Consider the following 23398-nt stretch of genomic DNA (forward strand, 5'->3'; position numbering starts at 1 on the left):
GTCCACCCACCCCTGTGGCCTTCCCCGTGGCGCACCTCGCGCCCCAGCACCTCGGAAGCTACCGCAGCCCACCGACATTGACCGCCGGAGTCGGAAAATGCCCGCCGCGCCAAGGCGCCGTGGCGGCTGCCCAGCGCCCGGAGCCCCCCCCCGCGGGGCGGCCTCAGTGCGCCGTGGCCCGTACGGAGGCGCGCCCGGGGTTCGCCACCGACCGCCGTGCCGCCACGGAACCGAGCACGGTGATCGTCACCACGCCCAGCACCGCCAGCAGGCCCACGCCGACCGTGCCCGCCCAGCCGCCCGTGCGGAAGGCCAGCGCGCCGACCGTGCTGCCCGCGCTGGAGCCGATGTAGTACGCCGACTGGTACAGCGCCGAGGCCTGGGCGCGGCCGTGCGTGGCCGTCTTGCCGACCGCCGAGGAGGCCACCGCGTGCCCGGCGAAGAAACCCGCCGTGATCAGCACCAGGCCCAGCAGGACCAGCGGCAGCGACGCGGCCAGCGACAGCAGCAGTCCCGCCGCCGTCGTACCGCCCGCCAGGTACAGCGCGCCCCGGCGGCCGAACCGGCCCACCAGCCGGCCCGCGGCCGAGGCCGACACCGTGCCCACCAGGTAGACCAGGAAGATCGAGCCCACGATGCCCTGCGGCAGCCCGAACGGCGCCGCCGTCAGCCGGTAGCCGATCACCGTGTAGACCCCGCCGAACACCGTCATGAACAGCGCGCCGATCGCGTACAGCCGGCGCAGCAGCGGATCGGCGAGGTGGCCGCGGACCGTGCCGTACAGGACCCGGGGCCGCAGCGAGCCGGGCGTGAAGTGGCGCGGCGCAGGCAGCAGCAGCCGGAACGCCACCGCGCACGCGACCGCGAGGGCGCCGATGACGCCGACCGAGACCCGCCAGCCCCACTCCTGCGCGACCCAGCCGGTGATCACCCGGCCGCTCATGCCGCCGACGCTGTTGCCCGCCACGAACAGCCCGATGGCGGTGACCAGCGCCTTCGGCCGGACCTCCTCGGCCAGGTAGGCCGTTGCCGAGGCCGGCAGACCCGCCAGCGCCGCGCCCTGCACGCCCCGCAGCACCACCAGCGCGCCGATCGACGGCGCGAAGGGCACCAGCAGACCGACGGCGACGGCGACGGCCAGCGAGGCCGTCATCACCGTACGGCGGCCGAACCGCTCCGACAGGGCGCTCATCGGCAGCACGAACAGGGCCAGCCCGCCGGTCGCCGCCGCCACCGTCCAGCTCGCCTCGCTCGCCGCGACCCCGAACTCCCCGGAGATCAGCGGCAGCAGCGCCTGGGTGGAGTACAGCAGGGCGAAGGTCGCGACCCCGGCGAGGAAGAGGGCGAGGCTCATCCGGCGGTAGCCGGGGCCGCCCGGAGTCATACGGGAGTCGGAGCCGGTGGCGTCGGAGCCGGAGGAGTCGGGGACGGGAACGGACGGTACGGCGCCCACGCTGGTGGACGCCCCGGTACTGGCGGGAGACATGCCTCGACGGTAAGGACGACGCGGCTCATGCGTCCAATGCATGGAACGGCCATAATCGTTCCCATGGCGCATCAGCGAAGCTCACAGGCCCGGCTGTCACCGTTCAGTGACACAGAAGACATGGCGCTGTTGCTCGCGCCGCGCCTCGCCTACTTCGCCGGGGTGGCCCGCACCGAGCACGTCACCCGGGCCGCGCAGGAGCTGAACGTCCCCCAGTCCACCCTCTCGCGCGCGATGGCCCGCCTGGAACGGGACCTGGGCGTCGAGCTGTTCGCCCGGCACGGCCGCACGGTCTCCCTGACCACCGCCGGCCGCACCTTCCTCGCCTCCGTCGAGCGGGCCCTCGCCGAGGTCGAACGGGCCGCCGAGGAGGTCCGCGCGGACGCCGACCCGGCCACCGGCAAGGTCGCCTTCGGCTTCCTGCACACCATGGGCGCGGAGACCGTACCCGGCCTGCTGCACGCCTTCCGCGCCGACCACCCGCGCGTCCGCTTCAGCCTGGTCCAGAACTACGGCGAGGCGATGCTGGAGCGGCTGCGCGCCGGCGAGCTGGACCTCTGCCTCACCTCGCCGGTGCCCGACGCCCCCGACCTGGTGGCCCGCCGCCTGGACGAGCAGAAACTGCGCCTGGTCGTCCCCGCGGACCACCGGCTGGCCGCCCGCCGCCGCATCCGCCTGGCCGAGGCGGCCGAGGAAACCTTCGTCACCCTGGAGCCCGGCTACGGCCTGCGCCGCATCACGGACGACCTGTGCCGCCAGGCGGGCTTCCGGCCGAGGGTCGCGTTCGAGGGCGAGGAGGCCGAGACCCTGCGGGGCCTGGTCGCGGCCGGTCTCGGCGTGGCCCTGCTGCCCCCGCCGACGGTCCCCCGCCCCGGCGTGGTCGAGCTGACGGTGACGGCTCCGCGAGCGGCCCGGGAGATCGGCGTGGCGTGGCTCGCCGACCGCCCGGACACCCCGCCGGTCGCGGCGTTCAAGAAGTTCCTGCTGTCGAGAAGGGGCAACCTGCTGCCCTGAGCGCCCTCAAGGCCCTGAGCGGCTTTCCCGGTCGCGGGGACCGGAAGCGAAACCCGATGGCCGCCGCGCGCCCGCGGTCGGTACCGTCGGCCCCGGCCGGCCGCCCGGCCGGCCGCCGTGACGAGGAGCGACCGCGATGACCAGCCCGCGAGCGACGACGACCCTGTGGCGCCCCACCGGCCCCAGGGAACTGGAGCTGGTGCGCGAGCTGGACTGGCGTGCCTGGCCGCCCCGGCTTCCCGAGCAGCCGATCTTCTACCCGGTGCTCGACGAGGAGTACGCCGTGAAGATCGCGCGCGACTGGAACGTCAAGCACGACGGCGCCGGCTTCGTCACCCGCTTCGACGTGGACTCCGGCTTCCTGCGCAGGTACCCGGTCCGGCAGGCCGGCGGACGCACGATCCTCGAACTGTGGGTCCCGGCCGAGGAGCTGGACGAGTTCAACGCCCACATCGTCGGCCGGATCCGGCTGGTGCACGAGTTCCGCTGAGCCCCGCCCGGCGCTACCGCCGCAACGACCGCCCGAACCCCGCCGCCAACGGCATCCGCAGGCCGATCGGCGGGGGAGCCGCCAGGGCGTCCTCCACCGGCCGGGAGACGGGGTGGCCGAACAGGGCGCCCAGGACGAAGTCGGTGGTCAGGGCGAGGACTTCGGAGCGATGGCCGTGCAGTGCGTGGCCGTCGGAGTGCACCTCGAAGCGGCACACCTCGCGGTTCGCCTTCTTCGCCCGCGCCGCGTAGCGGAAGGACAGCTCCGGGTCCGTACGTTCGTCGTTCGTGCCGTGGGCGATCAGGATCCGGCGGCCCACCAGGTGCTTCACCGGTTCGGCGGGAGCGGCCATGTCCTCCTCCGGGAGCCACGGAGCCAGCGCCACCACGGAGTTGACGGCCTCGTGACCGCCGGAGCGCAGTGCCGCCCGGCCGCCCATGTCGACGCCGACCAGGCACACGGGCACATCGCCGTAGCGGCGTACGACCTCCTCGGCGGCCCACTCCGCGTCCGCCGCCAGATGCGCCTCGCCGCCGTTCCAGCCGCGGTAGCGGTAGCGGACGCGGTGCACCGCCAGCCCCTCGGCGCGGCCCGCGCGGGCGAGGGCGCGGCCCAGGGAGCGGATGAGGGAGAGGGGCCGCACGGGTGAGGGCCGGCGGGTGGAGACCTCCTGGCCGTCGGGGAGCAGCAGCACCGCTCCGCACACCGGTGTCGGCGCCGGGCCGACCGCCTTTCCCAGCCTGGCCGTTCGCTCCGGCGTCGCTTGCTGTCCCATGACAGAACAGTGTCAGAAGGGGCGGTATACGAAACCCGTACGGCGGGTCACCATTGCGTATCGACGGAAAAGCGCCGGAGACAATTCCGTACACCGGGCGCTCTACGCGCGTAGGAGTTAGAGTGCGGAAATGACGAGCCAGACCGCACCGAAGGGGGCCGTCCCGGCGACCGTTCCGGCCCGCGTTCCCACGCCGGACCAGATCCGCCGCGCGCCCAAGGTACTGCTGCACGATCATCTCGACGGCGGCCTGCGCCCCCGTACCGTGCTCGAACTCGCCCGGGAATGCGGTTATGCCGGGCTGCCCGAGACCGACCCGGACCGGCTGGGCGGCTGGTTCCGGCAGGCCGCCGACTCCGGGTCCCTGGAGCGGTATCTGGAGACCTTCCGCCACACCGCCGCGGTGATGCAGACCCGGCAGTCCCTGATCCGGGTCGCCCGGGAGTGCGCCGAGGACCTCGCCGCGGACGGGGTCGTCTACGCCGAGGTCCGCTACGCGCCCGAGCAGCACCTGGACGCGGGGCTGACCCTTCAGGAGGTGGTCGAGGCCGTCGACGAGGGGTTCCGGCAGGGCGAGCGGCTGGCCCGCGAGGCCGGGCACCGCATCCGGATCGGCGCCCTGCTGACCGCCATGCGGCACGCGGCCCGCTCCCTGGAGATCGCCGAACTCGCCAACCGCTACCGGGACTCGGGCGTGGTCGGCTTCGACATCGCCGGTGCCGAGGCCGGTCACCCGCCCACCCGGCACCTGGATGCCTTCGAGTATCTGAAGCGGGAGAACAACCACTTCACCATCCACGCCGGTGAGGCCTTCGGGCTGCCCTCCATCTGGCAGGCGATCCAGTGGTGCGGGGCCGACCGGCTCGGGCACGGGGTGCGGATCGTGGACGACATCGACGTCCACGAGGACGGCTCGGTCATGCTCGGCCGGCTCGCCTCCTACGTGCGCGACAAGCGCATCCCGCTGGAGCTGTGCCCCACCTCCAACCTCCAGACCGGCGCGGCCGCCTCCTACGCCGAGCACCCGATCGGGCTGCTGCGCCGGCTGCACTTCCGGGTCACCGTGAACACCGACAACCGGCTGATGTCGCACACCGGCATGAGCCGGGAATTCGAGCACCTCGTCAACGCGTTCGGTTACACGCTCGACGACCTCCAATGGTTCTCCGTCAATGCGATGAAATCGGCGTTCATCCCTTTCGATGAAAGACTGGCGATGATCAACGAGGTCATCAAGCCCGGATATGCCGAGCTGAAATCCGAATGGCTGTTCCAGCAGACCGCGTCTACCAGCGGTTCCGGCCGCTCGAAGGACGGACCGTCGTAGGCCGGGCGGGTGGGGAACACGGGTGCGTTTTCCCGTGGTGTCCCTATTTCGGTGTTTGCGGTGGGTGGTGTCCGGTGTTTACGGTCGTGGACCGCTCAGATCGTTCGTGATCCCCCGTCTCCGCACGCAAGGACGCATGCACCATGAAGCAGTCTGCTGCCAAGACCCTCGGTGTCGCCGCCCTGGGCGCCGCCGTCGCCGCCATCGGCGCGGGCGCGGCCAACGCGGCCCCGGCCGCCCCGGACGCCGCCCACACCCTGGACACCGTCACCAAGCTGCTGCCGCCCGGGCAGGTCGTGGACGCGCTGCCCGACAGCGGAGCGGTGAAGACGCTCAAGCCCCTGGCCAAGCGCGGTGTCGCCGCCGCGGTGCCGGCCGCCCGCAAGGGGCTGGTGGTCGCGCAGCCCGTCGCCGAGCACGCCGTGGCCGAGGGGCCGACCAAGCCGGTCGCCGGCCTGCTCGGCGGACTGCCGGTCAAGGGCACGCCGGTCAACGGGCTTCCGCTCGGCTGACCCCGGCCGCCGCGGGGCACGCGGGGCGCTCCGGCACGTCCGGACGCGCCCCCGCGGTGTGCTCCGCCCCCGCCGCTCACCGGGCGGGCCCGCGCGTCACCAGGCGGTGCGGGCCTTGTCCTCGGACGGCAGCAGCAGCCACAGCGCTATGTACAGCAGGAACTGCGGGCCCGGCAGCAGGCAGGACACCAGGAAGATCACCCGCATCGTCGTGGCCGACGTACCGAAGCGGCGGGCCAGTCCGGCGCAGACTCCGCCGATCACGCGGCCGTGGGTGGGGCGGGAAAGGGCGGTCATGTCGGCTCCTCCGTCGTCGTCGGCTCGCTCCCGAGCCGGTGGCGGGACCCGGGACGGGTCCCTCAACTGCCATCAACGGTAGGCGGACGAAGAGGGCGAAGCATCACTCTAAGGGGCGATACCGACCCTGGGAATCGTCGGGGTACGGCCCTGAGACAGCTCCTCCGCGATGCTGACCGCCGGCCCGGCCGCGGCCGCCGGTTCCCGCTCCGCCCGCCGGCGCAGCCAGGAGCGGCCCGCCGGTACGACGGCCAGGTGGGCCAGCACGACCCCCGCCGTGTTCAGCAGCAGCGAGTCGACGTCCACCACCCGGCCCGGCACCCCGGTCTGCAACAGGGCGATACCCAGGGAGATCAGCGCGCCGGCCGCGGCCGTCCTGAGCAGCGAGACGAGCGGAGAGACGGTGAGTCTGCCGTGCGCCGCCGGCAGCAGCACGCCCAGCGGCGCGAGCAGCCCGAGACCCTCGCCGAGCGGCCGGGCGGCCCCGGGCCAGCCCAGTGCCAGATCGGCCCGGATGCCGGCCAGCGGACGCAGATTCGGGGGCATCACCCAGGGGACGTCCAGGGGGCGCAGCATCAGCCAGGCGACGAGGGCGAGGTGCGTGGCGAGGAGGACACCCCCCGTCACACGGATGCGGATCGCGGCGCTGCCGCCGATGGAGCCTTGACGCTGCACGCCCCCCTAGACGCGACCACGGTGCGGAACGGTTCCGGGGTGAAAACGTTTCGTCTCCGCCGCGCCGACAATCCGGCCCGCACACCGACCACCACCGGCGTGACCACCACCGGCATGACCACCACCGTCGGGGAACACCCGTAGGGGCGGCCGGGAGGCCACCCGGAGGAGCCGGACGGCCCCGAAGAGACCGGGCGGACCGCCCCGCCTGCCCCGTGACCCCGCTGGACGACGGCTACTCCGTCACCCCGCTGGACGGGGGCCGGGTGCCGGCCGGGTGGTCGCGGACGTCGTCCGTGCACGCGTACCGCCGCAGCGGCCCCGCGTCCGGGCCGCCCAGGATGACCGAGCCGTCGCCCTCCGTGGCCGCCGAGTCGGACAGCGTGCACACCAGCTGGGCCAGGGCCTGGGAGCTCAGGCGCGAGGGCGCCGTGCTCAGCCGGAGCGCGTCCTCGGGGTCCTTCGGGCCGGGCCCGCGCACGCCGAGTCCGCCCGGGACGTACGTCGTATAGCCGGCGGAGCGCTCCGCGGCCGACGGGGACGCGGCGAGCTGGTCCAGCAGTCCCTGCGCCACGATCACCCGGCGCCGGGCGTCCGGGGTGCCCTCCGGGACCGGCACCGTGCGGTCCACCGCGACCAGGGACGCCCCGCACAGCAGGAAGACCTGCACCGGCACCCCCCGCGAGGACTGCGTGGACCGGTCCGGCCCGGTCAGCGAGCACGGCACCCGGGACGGTGCCGCCCCGAAGTCGGTCGGCACCTCCGTGGCCCGGATGCCGCAGCCGGTGAGCAGCGCGGCGAGGAGGGGCAGTGCCAGCAGGCGTCGTATGTTCATGACCGCTCCTTCCCTGCGCTGTCCCGCTCGGCCTTGACGTCCTTGCCGCCCGCGCCTTCCTTGCCGTTTCCGCCGTTTCCGCCGTTTCCGCCGTCTTCGCCGTCCTGCTCGGTCAGCGCCGAGGCGTCCCGGGGCAGCCGGAGCGTGAACACCGCGCCGCCCTCGGCGGAGTTGGCGGCGGTGATCTCGCCACCGTGGATGTGGGCGTTCTCCAGGGCGATGGACAGGCCGAGCCCACTGCCCTCGGAGCGCGGCCGGGAGGCGCTCGCCTTGTAGAAGCGGTCGAAGACGTGCGGCAGGACGTCCTCGGGGATGCCCGGCCCGTGGTCGCGGACCCGGATCTCGACCGAGTCCTCCGCCTCCCGCACCGACACCCGCACCGGCGACCCGCCGTGCTTGAGCGCGTTGCCGATCAGGTTGGCGAGGATCACGTCCAGCCGACGCGGGTCCAGCCGGGCGTGGATGCCGCGCTCGGCGTCCAGCTCGACCGCGTCCAGCCAGGCCCGGGCGTCGATGCAGGCGGTGATCTGGTCGGCGACGTCGACGTCGTCCAGGACCAGCCGGGCGGTGCCCGCGTCGAAGCGGGTGACCTCCATCAGGTTCTCGACCAGGTCGTTCAGCCGCCGGGTCTCGCTGACCACCAGCCGGACCGCGGGCTCGATCATCGGGTCCATGCTGCCGGTCTCCGCCTCCAGCTCCTCCTCCAGCACCTCCGTGACGGCGGTGATGGCGGTGAGCGGGGTGCGCAGCTCGTGCGACATGTCGGCGACGAACCGGCGGGACGCCTCGTCCCGCGCGGCCATCTCCGCGACCCGCTTCTCCAGTGCCTCGGCCGCGTTGTTGAACGTCCGGGACAGATCGGCGAGTTCATCGGTGCCGGAGACCCGCAGCCGGGTGTCCAGCCTGCCCTCGCCGAGCCGCCGCGCGGCCACCCCGAGCCGGTGCACCGGCTTCAGCACGGTCGTGGCGGCGGCCTGCGCGAGCAGCGCGGCGCCGATCAGCGCGAGCCCGGTGGCGATGCCCAGCGACCAGGCCAGCGAGTTGAGGTCCTTGGCCTCCGGCTCCAGCGACTTCGCCATGTAGCCGGTCGGGCCACCGCCGATGACGCGCGTCCCGGCCACCAGGAACGGCGTGCCGTGGTCCACGACCCGCTGCCAGTACAGGTGGTACGGCTCCTTGTTCTGGTCGGTCACCGGCTGCCGCTCGGTCACGGCCGCGCGCAGCGACGACGGCACGTCCTCCAGCGCGAAGCCGTTGATGCCGCCCGAGTTGCCGTACACCGTCTTGCCGTCGGTGTCCGTGGCGACCAGCAGCACGCTGAAGCGCTGGCTGCTGGCCGCCATCTGGCCCGCCGCGCGCTGCAGTTGGTCCTGGCTGGGGTGCTCGGGCAGCGCGCCCGCGCGGTTCTGCATCTCCTGCCGGAAGTCGCGCAGCACCGCGTCCTGGGCGCGGGTGAGCACCGCCTCCCGGTTGAGCCAGTAGGCGATGCCCGACGCCGACACCGCGGCGGTGAGCGCGACCAGCGCGAACACCACCACCAGGCGCAGCCGCAGACTGGTGAACCGCAGCCGCGACAGACTTCCCCCACGCCCCGCGGCCCAGCCGCGCAGCCTCCCTCGCGTACCGGTCACTGAGGGGCGTCCAGGCGGTAGCCGACACCACGGACGGTACGGATCAGCGTCGGGGACGACGGCACGTCCTCGACCTTGGCGCGCAGCCGCTGCACACACGCGTCGACCAGGCGAGAGTCGCCCAGGTAGTCGTGCTCCCACACCAGCCGCAGCAACTGCTGCCGGGACAGCGCCTGACCGGGCCGCCGGCTCAGCTCCAGCAGCAGCCGCAGCTCGGTCGGGGTCAGCTGGAGGTCCTCGCCGTTCTTCGTGACCGTCATCGCCGAACGGTCGATGACGAGGTTGCCGAAGGTCGCCGAGTCGCTGGACTCGCGCTCGCCGCGCCGCAGCACGGCCCGGATCCGGGCGTCCAGCACCCGGCCCTGCACCGGCTTGACGACGTAGTCGTCGGCGCCCGACTCCAGGCCGACCACCACGTCGATGTCGTCGCTGCGCGCGGTCAGCAGGATGATCGGGAGCTGGTCGGTGCGCCGGATGCGGCGGCAGACCTCGAACCCGTCGATGCCGGGCAGCATCACATCCAGCACGATCAGGTCCGGCCGCTGCTCGCGCAGCAGCTTCAGACCGTCCTCGCCGCTGGCAGCGGTGGCCACCCGGTGTCCCTGGCGCGTCAGGGAGAGCTCCAGGGCCGTACGGATGGCGTCGTCGTCCTCGATCAGCAACAGGGAAGGCACGGCCTCATTCTGGCCCATGGACGGGGTGTCGTACGACCGGCCCGTACCACTCCTCGCGCACCGCCACGCACCGTGCGCGACAAGTGACCGGCCCGGCCGGAGCCCCGCCGGACCCCTGTGACAGGTCTGTGACAGTCGACGGACACGGCCATGAAGTCGCCCCGGCAGGCTTTTCGTCACGGGCCGGACGGCGAGCCGGAACCGGCCCGGTACGACAGATCCACCGGAAGTCCACGACGGGGAGCGCGAGATGAACACGCTGCACAGCATCAGCACCAGCGCAGTGGTCACGCGTCTGCACGACGTGCACCGGGGAACCGAGAAGTCCGGTGCCGACGGGGGCACCTCCCTGCCCGAGCGAAGCCGAGGGCTTGGGGGAGGGCGGGGGTGCGCTCGCGGCACCGGGCGTCAGCATCCGGCGTACATGTCGGTGGTTGACGCGCACACGGGGGAAACGCACGGGGGAACCGCGTACGGGGAGGAACCGGGGGAGCGCCGTTCGCTGTCGGAGGCGGAGTTCACCGCCTACGTCCAGGAGCGCCGCGCCTCCCTGTACGCCACCGCCTACCACCTGACCGGCGACCGCCACGAGGCCGAGGACCTGCTGCAGAGCGCGCTGTTCTCGACCTACCGGGCGTGGGACCGGATCAGCGACAAGGCCGCGGTCGGCGGATACCTGCGCCGCACCATGACGAACCTGCACATCAGTGCCTGGCGGCGGCGCAAGCTCAACGAGTACCCGACCGAGGAACTGCCGGAGACGCCCGGCGAGACGGACGCGATGCGCGGCACCGAGCTGCGCGCGGTCCTGTGGCAGGCGCTGGCCCGGCTGCCCGAACTCCAGCGCACCATGCTGGTCCTGCGCTACTACGAGGGCCGCACGGACCCGGAGATCGCCGACATCCTCGGCATCAGCGTCGGCACGGTGAAGTCCAGCATCTGGCGCTCGCTGCGCCGCCTGCGCGACGACGAGGTCCTCAGCTTCGGCCGGGACGAGGAGACTGCCTTCGGCGAACTGGTCGCCTGAGGGCAGGGCCACCTGGGGAGTGGCCCGAGGGGGGAACACGGGGGACTCCGGAGGACCACTGGGGGGTGGGCCCACGGAGAACACGGGGGAACACGGGGAGAAACAGGAACGGGACTGGCGGACCGGGGGGACCGGCCAGTCCCGTTTCCCATGCCCGCCACCCGGCGCCTTCGCGCGTCCGGTACGGCGGCTGCGCGCATCCGGACCGGCGGCTTGTCCGGTACGACGCTCAGGCCGGCGTCCGCTGCCGCACCTGACGGCCCGCCGCCGCTGCCGCCAGCCGGCCCAGCGCCTCGTCCCGGTCGCAGCGGTGCGCGCCGAGGGACACCTGGCGGGTGATGATCGACCGCTCCGCACGCATCAGCCGCCAGCCGCGGCGCAGCAGGAACGGCACCGACTTGCGGCCCTCCTTCAGATCGCGCAGGAAGCGCCGCCGGAAGGTGGTGAACGCCCCGCGCGACAGGCACAGCGCGTCCGCCAGCACCCCCAGCTCCCGGCAGCGCCCGATGATCTCCGCGGCGAAGATGCCCTCCGCGATGAACAGCGGGGTACGGCCGATGCGCAGCGTCTCCTCGCCGGTACGGGCGCTCAGCGCGATGTCGTACACCGGCACCGGCGTCGACCCCGTGGCGCACAGCCGGGTGATGGCCTCGACCGCCACGTCCGCGTCCCAGGACCGCGGGTGGTCCCAGTCGATGTCCGAACTCCCCTCCACCAGCGGCAGGGTCGGGTCGTCACCCTCCTTGTAGAAGTCGTCCAGGCGCAGCACGGGAAGCCCGGAGCGGGCGGCGACGAGGGACTTGCCCGAGCCCGAGGGGCCGCACAGCAGCACGACACGGGCGGGAGACGGAGGATGAATGCTCACGGAACACCAGTTTGACGCATGGCGGACCGCCTGCCGACCCCGCGGGTCGGCTTTTGAGCGTGAGCCCCGCCTCAACTACCCTTCGTGCCGACACGATCACCCAGTGCAGCAGAAGGTGGCACCAGCGATGGCCCGACACGCCTCACCCCAGCACTCCGCCGCCCAGCGCGCCCTGGTCGTCCTCGCCGCCGCCGGTGCGGTCCTGGGCACCGGGGCGGCCACGGCGTCCGCCGAGACGGTCTCCGGCTCGGGAGTGACCTACCGCGCGCCCGACGCCGGCAGCATCGACCCCGAGGCCGGCCTGCGCGCCATGACGGGCATCGTCGGCTACGTCACCGGCCCGGTCACCGGCCTCAAGCCCAACCCGCTGGCGGGCACGGGCGTCGACCCGCTGGACAACGGCGTCGGCACCCAGGTGGCCGACTTCCAGCCGGTCGGCACCCGGATGCTGACGGGCCCGCTGGCCCAGGCCAGTTCCCTGGGCAGCGTGCCCCTGGCAGGCCCGGTCCTCGCGTCCGTGGGGCACTGAACGCGCCCGCCCGCGGGGCGGAACCGTCAGTAGGAAGACCCTCCGGCGCCCAGCGACCCCGTCGGGTGCCACACCGTCTTCGTCTCCAGGAACGCCGTCATCCGGTCGATGCCGGGCGTCTCGAAGTAGTCCACAGGCTGTGGACGCAGCACCCGCTTGAGATTGTCGGCCGCCGCGATCTCCAGCTCCTTCGCCAGCGCCTCGTCCGCCCCCGCGAGGTCGATCGCGTTGACGTCCTGGTGCGCGGCCAGGGGCGCCGCGAGTTCCGCCGTACGGCCGGACAGGACGTTGACGACACCGCCCGGGACGTCGGACGTGGCGAGCACCTCGCCCAGGGACAGGGCCGGCAGGGGGGCCTTCTCGGAGGCGATCACGACCGCCGTGTTGCCGGTGGCGATCACCGGGGCCACCACCGACACCAGCCCGAGGAAGGACGACTCCTGCGGGGCCACGACGGCGACCACACCGGTCGGCTCCGGGGAGGAGAGGTTGAAGTACGGGCCCGCGACCGGGTTGGCGCCGCCGGTCACCTGGGCGATCTTGTCGGTCCAGCCCGCGTACCAGACCCAGCGGTCGATCGTCGCGTCCACGACGGCCGCGGCCTTCGACTTCGACAGGCCCTCCGCGTCGGCCACCTCGCGCGCGAACTGCTCGCGCCGGCCCTCCAGCATCTCCGCGACGCGGTAGAGGACCTGGCCGCGGTTGTAGGCGGTTGCGCCGGACCAGCCGCCGAACGCCTTGCGCGCGGCGACCACCGCGTCCCGGGCGTCCTTGCGGGAGGAGAGGGGGGCGTTGGCCAGCCAGTTGTTCTTCGAGTCCGTCACCTCGTACACCCGGCCGCTCTCGGAACGCGGGAACTTCCCGCCGACGTACAGCTTGTAGGTCTTGAAGACACTCAAACGGTCAGACATCGAGGTACGCCTCCAGGCCGTGGCGGCCGCCCTCGCGGCCGAAGCCCGACTCCTTGTAACCGCCGAACGGCGAGGTCGGGTCGAACTTGTTGAACGTGTTGGACCAGACGACACCGGCGCGCAGCTTGTTCGCGACGGCCAGGATGCGCGAGCCCTTCTCGGACCAGATGCCGGCCGACAGGCCGTACTGGGTGTTGTTGGCCTTGGCGACGGCCTCGTCGGGCGTACGGAAGGTGAGGACCGACAGCACCGGGCCGAAGATCTCCTCGCGGGCGATGGTGTGCGCCTGGGTGACGTTCGTGAACAGCGTCGGGGCGAACCAGTAGCCGGAGGCGGGCAGTTCACAGGCCGGGGACCAGCGCTCGGCGCCCTCCGCCTCGCCCCGCTCGGCCAGCGCGGTGATCCGGGCCAGCTGCTCGGCGGAGTTGATCGCGCCGATGTCGGTGTTCTTGTCCAGCGGGTCGCCGAGGCGGAGCGTGGACAGCCGGCGCTTGAGGGCGTCCAGCAGCTCCTCCTGGACCGACTCCTGCACCAGCAGGCGGGAGCCCGCGCAGCAGACCTGGCCCTGGTTGAAGAAGATGCCGTTCACGATGCCCTCGACGGCCTGGTCCAGCGGCGCGTCGTCGAAGACGATGTTGGCGCCCTTGCCGCCCAGTTCGAGCGTCAGCTTCTTCGCCGTGCCGGCGACCGTGCGGGCGATCTCCTTGCCGACGGCCGTCGAGCCGGTGAAGGCGACCTTGTTCACGTCCGGGTGCGCGACGAGCGCGGCGCCCGTCCGGCCGTCACCGGTCACGATGTTGACCACACCCTTGGGCAGGCCGGCCTGGCGGCAGATGTCCGCGAAGAACAGGGCCGACAGCGGGGTGGTCTCGGCCGGCTTCAGGACGACCGTGTTGCCGGTCGCCAGCGCCGGGGCGATCTTCCACGCCAGCATCAGGAGGGGGAAGTTCCACGGGATGACCTGGCCCGCGACGCCCAGCGGCCGCGGGTTGGCGCCGAAGCCGGCGTGGTCGAGCTTGTCGGCCCAGCCCGCGTAGTAGAAGAAGTGCGCGGCGACCAGCGGGAGGTCCGCGTCGCGGGTCTCCTTGATCGGCTTGCCGTTGTCCAGCGTCTCCAGGACGGCCAGCTCGCGGCTGCGCTCCTGGATGATGCGGGCGATGCGGAACAGGTACTTGGCGCGCTCGGCGCCGGGCAGCGCGGACCACTTCTCGAACGCCTTGCGGGCGGCCTTGACCGCCCGGTCGACGTCCTCCACGGTGGCCTGGGTGTACTCGGCGAGTACTTCCTCGGTGGCCGGAGAGACCGTTTTGTTGAGATCCCCACCCGAGCTTTCGACGAACTCCCCATCGATGAACAGGCCGTACGACGGGGCGATGTCGACGATCGCGCGCGATTCGGGCGCGGGAGCGTACTCGAATGCCATGTTTCAGTCCACCGTAACGTAGTCGGGGCCGGAGTAGCGGCCCGTGGCCAGCTTCTGGCGCTGCATCAGCAGGTCGTTGAGGAGCGAGGAGGCGCCGAAGCGGAACCAGTGGTTGTCCAGCCAGTCCGCGCCCGCGGTCTCGTTGACCAGCACCAGGAACTTGATCGCGTCCTTGCTGGTGCGGATGCCGCCGGCCGGCTTCACACCGACCTGGACGCCGGTCTGCGCCCGGAAGTCGCGCACCGCCTCCAGCATGAGCAGGGTGTTCGCGGGGGTCGCGTTGACGGCCACCTTGCCGGTGGAGGTCTTGATGAAGTCGGCGCCGGCCAGCATGCCGAGCCAGGAGGCGCGGCGGATGTTGTCGTACGTCGACAGCTCGCCGGTCTCGAAGATGACCTTCAGCCGGGCGCTCGTCCCGCAGGCCTCCTTCACGGCGACGATCTCGTCGTACACCTTCAGGTACCGGCCGGCCAGGAAGGCGCCCCGGTCGATGACCATGTCGATCTCGTCGGCGCCGGCGGCGACGGCCTCGCGCACGTCGGCCAGCTTCACGTCGAGCGCGGCCCGGCCGGCCGGGAAGGCGGTGGCCACCGAGGCGACCTTCACGCCGGAGCCGGCGACGGCCTCCTTGGCGACGGCCACCATGTCGGGATAGACGCAGACCGCGGCCGTCGTGGGCGTCGTACGGTCCGTGGGGTCGGGGTGGACCGCCTTGGCGCCGAGCGCCCGGACCTTGCCCGGGGTGTCCGCGCCTTCCAGCGTCGTCAGGTCGACCATCGAGATGGCGAGGTCGATGGCGTACGCCTTCGCGGTGGTCTTGATGGAGCGGGTGCCGAGGGACGCGGCGCGCGCCTCCAGGCCGACCGCGTCGACGCCGGGGAGCCCGTGCAGGAAGCGGCGCAGCGTGCTGTCGGACGCGGCGACGTCCGAGAGAACGTGGGCTGAGGATGCGGTAGTGGGCATGGTCACCAGACGAGCATATCTACGCGCGTAGCGGATGTATAGCCCCGGGACGGCGGACACGGGGCGGGGGCTGTCACAGGGGGACGGCGGACGGCTGCCGCACGGGGGGAGCGGAGCCTGCCACATGGGGACGGCGGAGCCTGCCGCACGGGTGACGGCGGGGGCCGGACCAGTCGCGTGGGGTGCGGGGGCGTGCGATTCCGGGCGGGTCGGGTGCGGTGGGCGGGAGCGGTGGTGTCCGGGCGGGGCCGGTGGTGTCCGGGTGGGGGGCTGGGGCCCGCCGTGGGCGTGGGGCAGAATCGGCCCATGACCACCCCGGACCACCCGTCACCCGCGTCACAGCCTCCGGTGCCCGCCGGCAAGGACCGGATCTACCGCTCACCCCTGGGGCTGGCGGGGGGCGCGCTGCTGCTCCTGGTCGTGCTCTGGCTGGGCTTCGACGCGCTGTTCAAGGGCGACGGCCGCACCCCGTGGCTGGCGCTGGCCGGCCTGATCCTGGTCGTGCCGCTGATCCTCGCCTTCACGCTCCGCCCGGCGGTCTTCGCCAACGAGGAGCGGCTGCGCGTACGCAACCCGTTCCGGGTGATCAGCCTGCCCTGGGGCGAGGTCGCCGGCCTGCGCTCCGGTTACACCAACGAGGTCCTCGCCAAGTCCGGCGGCAAGTACCAGCTGTGGGCGATCCCGGTCTCGCTGCGCGCCCGCAAGAAGGCGGCCCGCCGCCAGCAGCGGGCGGCGGCGGACGCGGCCCGGGGCGGGACGCCGGGCGGCCGGGGCGGGCTCGGGCCGAGCGGCCTGGGCCTCGGCGGGTTCGCGCTGCGCGGCCCGGACACCGGGCCGGCCCGCGCCGACACCGACAAGGTGATGGACGACCTGCGCGAGCTCCTGGACCAGCACGGCACGGCCGAGCCCGCCCAGGGTGAGGTCGGCGTGCGGTGGGCCTACGAGGTGGTGGCGCCGGCGGTGGCGGGAGCGGTACTGCTGGCGATCCTGCTGGCGACCGGCTGAGCGAACCGGGTCGGCCGCACTTTCCCGTTCCGGTCCGCCGGGACACGACTGAGGGCGCCCATGGCCGGCGGACAGGGGCGCCCTCAGGTGTGCGGGTGTGCGGGGCTCAGATGCCGGCGGCCGCCGACAGATCGCGCTTGACCGCTGCCAGCAGTTCGGCCGCGCGGGTGCGGGCGGCCGGCAGGGCGGACGGGGAGGAGACCGGGACGACGACCTCCAGGTAGCACTTGAGCTTCGGCTCGGTGCCGCTGGGGCGGACGACGACCCGGGCGCCGTCCAGGGTGTAGCGCAGGCCGTCGGTGGGCGGCAGGCTCTCGGAGCCGCGGGCCAGGTCCTCGGCCCGGACGACGGGCAGGCCGGCCAGCTCGGCCGGCGGCCGCTCGCGCAGCCGGCGCATCGCGTCCGCGATCAGCGACAGGTCCTGGACCCGCACCGACAACTGGTCGGTGGCGTGCAGGCCGTGCTCCACGGCGAGGTCGTCGAGCAGGTCGAGAAGGGTGCGGCCCTCCTCCTTCAGCACCGACGCCAGCTCGGTGATCAGCAGCGCGGCGGTGATGCCGTCCTTGTCGCGCACGCCCTCGGGGTCCACGCAGTAGCCGAGGGCCTCCTCGTAGCCGTAGCGCAGGCCGTCGACGCGGGCGATCCACTTGAAGCCGGTCAGGGTCTCCTCGTACGGCAGCCCCGCCTTGCCGGCGATCCGGCCGAGCAGGGAGGAGGAGACGATCGACTCCGCGAAGGTGCCGGTCACGCCGCGGCGGACCAAGTGGGCGGCGAGCAGGGCGCCGACCTCGTCGCCGCGCAGCATCCGCCAGTCGGCGCCGTCCTTGACGGCCACCGCGCAGCGGTCGGCGTCGGGGTCGTTGGCGATGACCAGGTCCGGGTCGGTGTCCCGGGCCCGGGCGAACGCCAGGTCCATCGCGCCCGGCTCCTCCGGGTTCGGGAAGGCGACCGTCGGGAAGTCCGGGTCCGGCTCGGCCTGCTCGGCGACCAGCACCGGCTCGGGGAACCCGGCCCGGGCGAAGGCGGCCAGCAGCACGTCCTTGCCGACGCCGTGCATGGCCGTGTAGACCGTGCGGGCGGTGCGCGGGGAGCCGGTCGCGAGGACGGCGTCCGTACGGGCCAGATAGGCGTCCAGGACCGAGTCGTCCAGGATCTCCCAGCCGGTGTCCGGGCGCGGTACGTCGTGCAGGGAGGCGATGGCGTCGATCTCGGCGGCGATCTCCGCGTCCGCGGGCGGCACGATCTGGGAGCCGTCGCCCAGGTAGACCTTGTAGCCGTTGTCCCGGGGCGGGTTGTGGCTGGCGGTGACCTCCACGCCGGCCACCGCGCCGAGGTGGCGGATCGCGAAGGCCAGCACGGGGGTGGGCAGCGGGCGCGGGAGCACGGCGGCACGCAGGCCGGCGCCGGTCATCACGGCGGCGGTGTCCCGGGCGAAGTCGGCCGACTTGTGCCGGGCGTCGTAGCCGATGACCACGAGGCCGTCGCCCTGCCCCTGCTTCCTCAGGTACGCGGCGAGGCCGGCGGCGGCGCGGATGACGACGCTGCGGTTCATGCGCATGGGGCCGGCGCCGAGTTCGCCGCGCAGACCCGCCGTGCCGAACTGGAGCGTGCCGCCGAAGCGGTCCGACAGCTCCGCCGTGTCACCGGCGTCGATCAGCTTGGCCAGTTCGTCGCGGGTCTCCGTGTCCGGGTCCTCGGCGAGCCATGCCTTGGCCCGGGCGATGAGATCGTCGTGCACCTTGGGATCAACCTCTCCTAGTCGTCGCTGGGGGCTGTGCCCCCCGGACCCCCGTTCGCCCGCCTGCCCGGAACCGTCGGACGGGAGGCGGGCACGACGAGGGCCCCGTCACCGGCGCCGGGGCGCCCGCGTCCGCTTACAGCTTGCCCAGCACCTGGGCGAGCAGCGAGCCCATCCGGGCCGCCGAGTCACGGCCGGCCTGGAGGACCTCCTCGTGGTTGAGGGGCTCACCGGTCATGCCCGCGGCCAGGTTGGTGACCAGGGAGATACCCAGCACCTCGGCGCCCGCCTCGCGCGCGGCGATGGCCTCCAGGACGGTGGACATGCCGACCAGGTCCGCGCCGATGACGCGGGCCATGCGGATCTCGGCCGGGGTCTCGTAGTGCGGGCCGGGGAACTGGGCGTAGACGCCCTCCTCCAGCGTGGGGTCGATCTCCTTGCACAGGGCGCGCAGGCGCGGCGAGTACAGGTCCGTCAGGTCGACGAAGTTCGCGCCGACGATCGGGGACGTCGCCGTGAGGTTGATGTGGTCGCTGATCAGCACCGGCTGGCCGGGGCGCATGCCCTCGCGCAGGCCGCCGCAGCCGTTGGTGAGCACCACGGTCTTGCAGCCGGCCGCGACCGCCGTGCGCACGCCGTGCGCGACCGCCGCGACGCCACGGCCCTCGTAGTAGTGGGTGCGGCCCAGGAAGACCAGGGCGCGCTTGTCACCGAAGGAGTACGAGCGGATCTTGCCGCCGTGGCCCTCGACGGCCGGCGGCGGGAAGCCGGGCAGCTCGGTGACCTGGAACTCGGCGTCGGGGGCGCCCAGCGCGTCGACGGCCGGAGCCCAGCCGGAGCCCATCACGAGGGCGACGTCGTGGGTCTCGGCGCCGGTGAGGGCGCGCAGGCGCGCGGCGGCGGCGTCGGCGGCGGCGTAGGGGTCGCCCTGGATGTCGTCCGGAAGAAGAGATGCGTTCACGCCGACGAGGGTAGCCGCTCTTCGCCTACGCGCGTAGATGACAGAGCACACGGGATTGCGTTCGTTGCCTTGTCGTTTTCCACAAAGAGCGGGCGAAACGGGAGGTAAGGGGCGGATTGCCGGTCTCAGCAGGGGCGCTTGCGGAGTTCCATCACATAGTCGTGCGGGGCGCCCGCCGACTCCGCCGCGTCGGCGATCTCGCCCAGATAGCGCGCCGACGGCAGCCCGCCCTCGTAGCCGTTGAGGACGTACGCCCAGGCCGGCTCCTCACCGTCCAGGGTGTGCGCGCGCACCCGGACCCGGCGGTACAGGTCCAGCCCCACCCCCTCCCATCGGTCGAGCGACTCCTCGTCCATCGGCGCGATGTCGTACAGGCCGACGAACACCTGCGCCAGCGGGTCCTCGACGATCGTCGCCAGCGCGCCCTCCCAGCCGAGCTGCTCGCCGCCGAAGGTCAGCCGCCAGCCGTTCAGCCAGCCGGTGGCGCGCAGCGGGGAGTGCGGGGCGCGGCGGGACATCAGACGCGCGTCGAGGTTGCCGGCGTAGGCGGCATAGAGCGACATGGGGAGAGGGTACGGCAGACGTCCCGGGCGCCCCGCGCGTCACAGGAGCGACCCGGCGGTGCCCCCGGGCAGTAGCACCTTGAAGCGTGCGGGACAATGGAGTACGTGACTCGGATCGTGATCATCGGTGGCGGACCCGGCGGATACGAGGCGGCCCTGGTGGCCGCCCAGCTCGGCGCGGAGGTGACCGTCGTCGACTGCGACGGTCTGGGCGGAGCGTCGGTGCTGACCGACTGCGTGCCGTCGAAGACCCTTATCGCTACGGCCGAGGTGATGACCACCTTCGACTCCTCCTACGAGGAGCTGGGGATCATCGTGGCCGACGACACCCCGCCGCTGGAGCGGTCGGCCCGGGTGGTCGGGGTGGACCTCGGCAAGGTCAACCGCCGGGTGAAGCGCCTCGCGCTCGCCCAGTCCCACGACATCACCGCGTCCGTCACGCGCGCCGGCGCCCGGGTCATGCGCGGGCGCGGCCGGCTGGAGGGCATGCAGGCCCTGGACGGGTCCCGCAAGGTCGTCGTCACCGCCGCCGACGGCACCGAGGAGACCCTCACCGCCGACGCGGTCCTCATCGCCACCGGCGGCCACCCCCGTGAGCTGCCCGACGCCCGCCCCGACGGCGAGCGCATCCTGAACTGGACCCAGGTCTACGACCTCACCGAGCTGCCGGAAGAGCTGATCGTGGTCGGCTCCGGCGTCACCGGCGCCGAGTTCGCCGGCGCCTACCAGGCCCTCGGCTCCAAGGTCACCCTGGTCTCCTCCCGCGACCGCGTGCTGCCCGGCGAGGACCCGGACGCCGCCGCCGTGCTGGAGGACGTCTTCCGGCGCCGCGGCATGAACGTCATGGCCCGCTCCCGCGCGCAGTCCGCCAAGCGCGTCGGCGACCGGGTCGAGGTGGCGCTGGCCGACGGCCGGGTCATCACCGGCACGCACTGCCTGATGGCCGTCGGCGCCATCCCGAACAGCGCCGGCCTCGGCCTGGAGGAGGCCGGCGTCAAGCTGCGCGAGTCCGGGCACATCTGGACCGACAAGGTCTCGCGCACCACCGCCCCCGGCGTCTACGCGGCCGGCGACGTGACCGGCGTCTTCGCCCTCGCCTCCGTGGCCGCCATGCAGGGGCGGATCGCGATGTACCACTTCCTGGGCGACGCGGTGGCCCCGCTGGACCTGAAGTCGGTCTCCTCCAACGTCTTCACGGACCCCGAGATCGCGACCGTCGGCTACACGCAGGCGGACGTGGACGCGGGCAAGATCGACGCGCGCGTGGTCAAGCTGCCGCTGCTGCGCAACCCGCGCGCCAAGATGCAGGGCATCCGGGACGGCTTCGTGAAGATCTTCTCCCGGCCGGGCACGGGGATCGTCGTCGGCGGTGTCGTGGTGGCGCCGCGCGCCTCGGAACTGATCCACCCCATCTCGATCGCCGTCGACAACAATATGACGGTCGAACAGATCGCGAACGCCTTCACCGTGTACCCCTCCCTTTCGGGGTCGATCGCGGAGGTCGCCCGGCAGCTGCACACCCGCAGGGCGAGCGCGGAGGGCTGACGACTCCGGCCGGATTCCCGCTGGTCATCGCGGGCCGGGGCGCCGACGGGTGGCGAAACCGCACCGATCGGCGCCCTATACCACTTCGCGTCCCACACTGCGAACAACTTCTGCTATTCGCCGCAAACTGCTGAAACCAGACGGTCGCTGGGGTTACTGTCAGTTTCGTGTTCGCTGCTGAACGTCGCCAATTGATCCTCGAAATGGTGCGAGCGAACGGTGCCGTGTCGCTCCGTGAGCTCGCCCGCGTCGTCCAGACCTCCGAAGTGACCGTACGGCGGGACGTGCGCGCGCTGGAGGCAGAAGGACTCCTCGACCGCCGTCACGGCGGTGCGGTACTGCCGGGCGGGTTCACGCGGGAGTCCGGCTTCCCGCAGAAGTCGCACCTCGCGACGGCCGAGAAGACGGCCATCGCCGACCTCGCCGCGGGCCTCGTCGACGAGGGCGAGGCCATCGTGGTCGGGGCGGGTACGACCACGCAGGAACTGGCCCGCCGCCTCGCGCGCGTGCCGGGCCTGACGGTCGTCACCAACTCCCTCCTGGTGGCCCAGGCGCTCGCCCACGCCAACCGGGTGGAGGTCGTGATGACCGGGGGCACCCTGCGCGGCTCCAACTACGCCCTCGTCGGCTCCGGCGCCGAGCAGTCCCTCCAGGGCCTGCGCGTCTCCAAGGCATTCCTCTCCGGAAGCGGCCTGACCGCCGAACGGGGCCTGTCCACCTCCAACATGCTCTCGGCATCCGTCGACCGGGCGCTCGTCCAGGCCGCCGCGGAGGTCGTGGTCCTCGCCGACCACACCAAGCTGGGCACGGACACGATGTTCCAGACCGTGCCGACGGACCTGATCACCCGCCTGGTCACCGACGAGCCCCCGCCCCACGACGACCGCGCGGTCACCGAACTGCAGGCCCTCGCCGACCAGGGCGTCCAGATCGCCGTTGCGGGGGCGAGTGGAAACCCGGGGGGTGACCAGGTCCCGGCGGGCCGCCGCACCTCCCTGCCGGGACCCCGCAGAAGCCATGTACCGGGCGCCTCCCCGCTCCGCTCCGCCACGGCGCTGCCCGAACCGGCCCCGGCCGAACGCGGGCGCGTGGCGGATCTGCGCCGACGCTGACCGGCCCGTACGGTACGGGCGGCCGGCCGCCGTTTCGTCGGCACCCATCGGCTCGAGCCGGCCCTCGGTCCCGCGCTCGGTCCGGCTCGCGATCGGGTGCGCGGTCCGGCGTGGACGGCGAGGCCGCGGACGACGGTGGCCAGGGTGCGCGCCGCCGCCGAGCCGGGCGAAGAGTCCCGGAACGCGGCCGGCCCCCGGCGACGTGCGCCAGGGGCCGACTCACTTCACTGCCGTACGGCTGCGGTTCAGTCCTTGATCTCGCAGATGGCGGCGCCGGAGGTGAGGGAGGCGCCGACCTCGGCGGTCAGGCCCTTGACGGTGCCCGCCTTGTGGGCGTTGAGGGGCTGTTCCATCTTCATGGCCTCCAGGACGACGACCAGGTCGCCTTCCTTGACCTGCTGGCCCTCCTCGACGGCGATCTTGACGACGGTGCCCTGCATCGGGGAGGCCAGGGTGTCGCCGGACGCGACGGGCCCGGACTTCTTCGCCGCGCGCCGCTTGGGCTTGGCCCCGGCCGCAAGACCCGTGCGGGCCAGGCTCATGCCCAGGCTGGAGGGCAGGGAGACCTCCAGACGCTTGCCGCCGACCTCCACCACGACCGTCTCACGCGCCGCGTCCTCGTCGGCCTCGGCGTCGGCCGGGGCGGTGAAGGGCTTGATGTCGTTGACGAACTCGGTCTCGATCCACCGGGTGTGGACCGTGAACGGCTCGCTGGAGCCGGTGAGTTCGGGGGCGAAGGCGGGGTCGGTGACGACCTTGCGGTGGAAGGGGATGGCGGTGGCCATGCCCTCCACGCGGAACTCCTCCAGGGCGCGGGCGGCCCGCTGGAGGGCCTCCTTGCGGGTGCGGCCGGTGACGATCAGCTTGGCCAGCAGGGAGTCCCACGCCGGGCCGATGACACTGCCGGCCTCCACACCCGCATCCAGACGCACGCCCGGGCCGGAGGGGGCTTCGAAGGTGGTGACGGTGCCGGGCGCGGGCAGGAAGTTACGGCCCGGGTCCTCGCCGTTGATACGGAACTCGAAGGAGTGACCGCGCAG

Annotated in this window: 24 protein-coding genes; 9 read left to right on the forward strand and 15 right to left on the reverse strand. The window is 72.9% G+C overall.

Features of this window, described 5'->3' with window-relative positions; all coding sequences use genetic code 11:
- Window positions 1–163 precede the first annotated feature (163 nt).
- Window positions 164–1486: an MFS transporter gene (locus IE251_RS01280; protein WP_189751036.1), complete on the reverse strand. Its 1323-nt coding sequence runs from the start codon at window positions 1484–1486 to the stop codon at window positions 164–166.
- 63 nt (window positions 1487–1549) lie between these two features.
- On the opposite strand from IE251_RS01280, the gene IE251_RS01285 reads away from it, so the two are divergent.
- A complete protein-coding gene (locus IE251_RS01285; protein WP_189751037.1) occupies window positions 1550–2500 on the forward strand; it encodes a LysR family transcriptional regulator in 951 nt (316 codons plus the stop codon).
- A gap of 136 nt (window positions 2501–2636) precedes the next feature.
- Complete coding sequence (locus tag IE251_RS01290; RefSeq protein ID WP_189751038.1) at window positions 2637–2990, forward strand: hypothetical protein; 354 nt, start codon at window positions 2637–2639, stop codon at window positions 2988–2990.
- A gap of 13 nt (window positions 2991–3003) precedes the next feature.
- Here IE251_RS01290 and IE251_RS01295 read toward each other — a convergent pair whose 3' ends face one another.
- Window positions 3004–3765, reverse strand: coding sequence for a dienelactone hydrolase family protein (locus tag IE251_RS01295; protein WP_189751039.1), 762 nt, complete (start codon window positions 3763–3765; stop codon window positions 3004–3006).
- Window positions 3766–3895: 130 nt separating this feature from the next.
- Here IE251_RS01295 and IE251_RS01300 point away from each other — a divergent pair, with 130 nt between their 5' ends.
- Entirely contained in the window at window positions 3896–5092 is a 1197-nt protein-coding gene (locus IE251_RS01300; RefSeq protein ID WP_189751040.1) for an adenosine deaminase, read from the forward strand.
- Window positions 5093–5235: 143 nt separating this feature from the next.
- Window positions 5236–5604 carry an ATP-binding protein gene (locus tag IE251_RS01305; protein ID WP_189751041.1) on the forward strand — a complete coding sequence of 123 codons (369 nt, stop codon included), beginning with the start codon at window positions 5236–5238 and terminating at the stop codon, window positions 5602–5604.
- A 96-nt stretch (window positions 5605–5700) separates the two neighbouring features.
- Here the strand turns inward: IE251_RS01305 and IE251_RS01310 are convergent, their stop codons facing one another.
- From IE251_RS01310 to afsQ1, 5 genes are all read right to left on the reverse strand, one after another.
- Window positions 5701–5901 (reverse strand): PspC domain-containing protein, encoded by a 201-nt coding sequence (locus IE251_RS01310; protein ID WP_014674578.1) that lies wholly within the window; start codon window positions 5899–5901, stop codon window positions 5701–5703.
- A gap of 108 nt (window positions 5902–6009) precedes the next feature.
- Complete coding sequence (locus IE251_RS01315) at window positions 6010–6576, reverse strand: VanZ family protein (protein ID WP_189751042.1); 567 nt, start codon at window positions 6574–6576, stop codon at window positions 6010–6012.
- A 235-nt stretch (window positions 6577–6811) separates the two neighbouring features.
- Window positions 6812–7411, reverse strand: a complete 600-nt coding sequence (locus IE251_RS01320) for a hypothetical protein (protein WP_189751043.1) — start codon at window positions 7409–7411, stop codon at window positions 6812–6814.
- Window positions 7408–9042, reverse strand: coding sequence for an ATP-binding protein (locus IE251_RS01325; protein WP_189751044.1), 1635 nt, complete (start codon window positions 9040–9042; stop codon window positions 7408–7410). The genes IE251_RS01320 and IE251_RS01325 overlap by 4 nt, the downstream gene beginning before the upstream one ends.
- On the reverse strand, window positions 9039–9716 hold the full coding sequence (afsQ1, locus tag IE251_RS01330; protein ID WP_106980762.1) for a two-component system response regulator AfsQ1: 678 nt from the start codon (window positions 9714–9716) through the stop codon (window positions 9039–9041). Before afsQ1 ends, IE251_RS01325 begins: the two co-directional genes overlap by 4 nt.
- 250 nt (window positions 9717–9966) lie before the next feature.
- Between afsQ1 and IE251_RS01335 the strand changes: the two genes are divergently transcribed.
- Window positions 9967–10743, forward strand: coding sequence for a SigE family RNA polymerase sigma factor (locus IE251_RS01335; protein ID WP_189751045.1), 777 nt, complete (start codon window positions 9967–9969; stop codon window positions 10741–10743).
- A 229-nt stretch (window positions 10744–10972) separates the two neighbouring features.
- Here the strand turns inward: IE251_RS01335 and IE251_RS01340 are convergent, their stop codons facing one another.
- Window positions 10973–11608, reverse strand: a complete 636-nt coding sequence (locus IE251_RS01340; protein WP_229896525.1) for a uridine kinase family protein — start codon at window positions 11606–11608, stop codon at window positions 10973–10975.
- 127 nt (window positions 11609–11735) lie between these two features.
- Between IE251_RS01340 and IE251_RS01345 the strand changes: the two genes are divergently transcribed.
- Window positions 11736–12137, forward strand: coding sequence for a hypothetical protein (locus IE251_RS01345; RefSeq protein WP_189751046.1), 402 nt, complete (start codon window positions 11736–11738; stop codon window positions 12135–12137).
- A gap of 26 nt (window positions 12138–12163) precedes the next feature.
- Here the strand turns inward: IE251_RS01345 and IE251_RS01350 are convergent, their stop codons facing one another.
- Genes IE251_RS01350 through deoC form a run of 3 tightly spaced genes read right to left on the reverse strand, consistent with a single transcriptional unit; the run spans window position 12164 to window position 15434 of the window.
- Window positions 12164–13048 (reverse strand): aldehyde dehydrogenase family protein, encoded by an 885-nt coding sequence (locus IE251_RS01350; RefSeq protein WP_030789646.1) that lies wholly within the window; start codon window positions 13046–13048, stop codon window positions 12164–12166.
- Window positions 13041–14471 carry an aldehyde dehydrogenase family protein gene (locus tag IE251_RS01355; protein ID WP_189751047.1) on the reverse strand — a complete coding sequence of 477 codons (1431 nt, stop codon included), beginning with the start codon at window positions 14469–14471 and terminating at the stop codon, window positions 13041–13043. The genes IE251_RS01350 and IE251_RS01355 overlap by 8 nt, the downstream gene beginning before the upstream one ends.
- A gap of 3 nt (window positions 14472–14474) precedes the next feature.
- The gene (deoC, locus tag IE251_RS01360; protein ID WP_030789653.1) at window positions 14475–15434 is read right to left on the reverse strand and encodes a deoxyribose-phosphate aldolase; all 960 of its coding nucleotides are present in this window, start codon (window positions 15432–15434) and stop codon (window positions 14475–14477) included.
- Window positions 15435–15740: 306 nt separating this feature from the next.
- Between deoC and IE251_RS01365 the strand changes: the two genes are divergently transcribed.
- Complete coding sequence (locus IE251_RS01365; RefSeq protein WP_189751048.1) at window positions 15741–16439, forward strand: PH domain-containing protein; 699 nt, start codon at window positions 15741–15743, stop codon at window positions 16437–16439.
- Between the two features lie 106 nt (window positions 16440–16545).
- Here IE251_RS01365 and IE251_RS01370 read toward each other — a convergent pair whose 3' ends face one another.
- From IE251_RS01370 to IE251_RS01380, 3 genes are all read right to left on the reverse strand, one after another.
- Window positions 16546–18177: a phospho-sugar mutase gene (locus IE251_RS01370; RefSeq protein WP_189751049.1), complete on the reverse strand. Its 1632-nt coding sequence runs from the start codon at window positions 18175–18177 to the stop codon at window positions 16546–16548.
- 136 nt (window positions 18178–18313) lie between these two features.
- Complete coding sequence (locus IE251_RS01375) at window positions 18314–19138, reverse strand: purine-nucleoside phosphorylase (RefSeq protein WP_030789661.1); 825 nt, start codon at window positions 19136–19138, stop codon at window positions 18314–18316.
- A 125-nt stretch (window positions 19139–19263) separates the two neighbouring features.
- Entirely contained in the window at window positions 19264–19701 is a 438-nt protein-coding gene (locus tag IE251_RS01380) for a gamma-glutamylcyclotransferase family protein (RefSeq protein WP_030789665.1), read from the reverse strand.
- 96 nt (window positions 19702–19797) lie between these two features.
- Between IE251_RS01380 and IE251_RS01385 the strand changes: the two genes are divergently transcribed.
- Entirely contained in the window at window positions 19798–21246 is a 1449-nt protein-coding gene (locus IE251_RS01385; RefSeq protein WP_030789669.1) for an NAD(P)H-quinone dehydrogenase, read from the forward strand.
- 167 nt (window positions 21247–21413) lie between these two features.
- The gene (locus IE251_RS01390) at window positions 21414–22358 is read left to right on the forward strand and encodes a DeoR/GlpR family DNA-binding transcription regulator (protein WP_444545171.1); all 945 of its coding nucleotides are present in this window, start codon (window positions 21414–21416) and stop codon (window positions 22356–22358) included.
- Between the two features lie 245 nt (window positions 22359–22603).
- Here the strand turns inward: IE251_RS01390 and IE251_RS40565 are convergent.
- Window positions 22604–23398: biotin/lipoyl-containing protein (locus IE251_RS40565; RefSeq protein ID WP_229896527.1), on the reverse strand; the 795-nt coding region annotated here is incomplete at its 5' end.

The organism is Streptomyces eurythermus (assembly GCF_014649115.1).
Taxonomy (GTDB): Bacteria; Actinomycetota; Actinomycetes; order Streptomycetales; family Streptomycetaceae; genus Streptomyces; species Streptomyces eurythermus.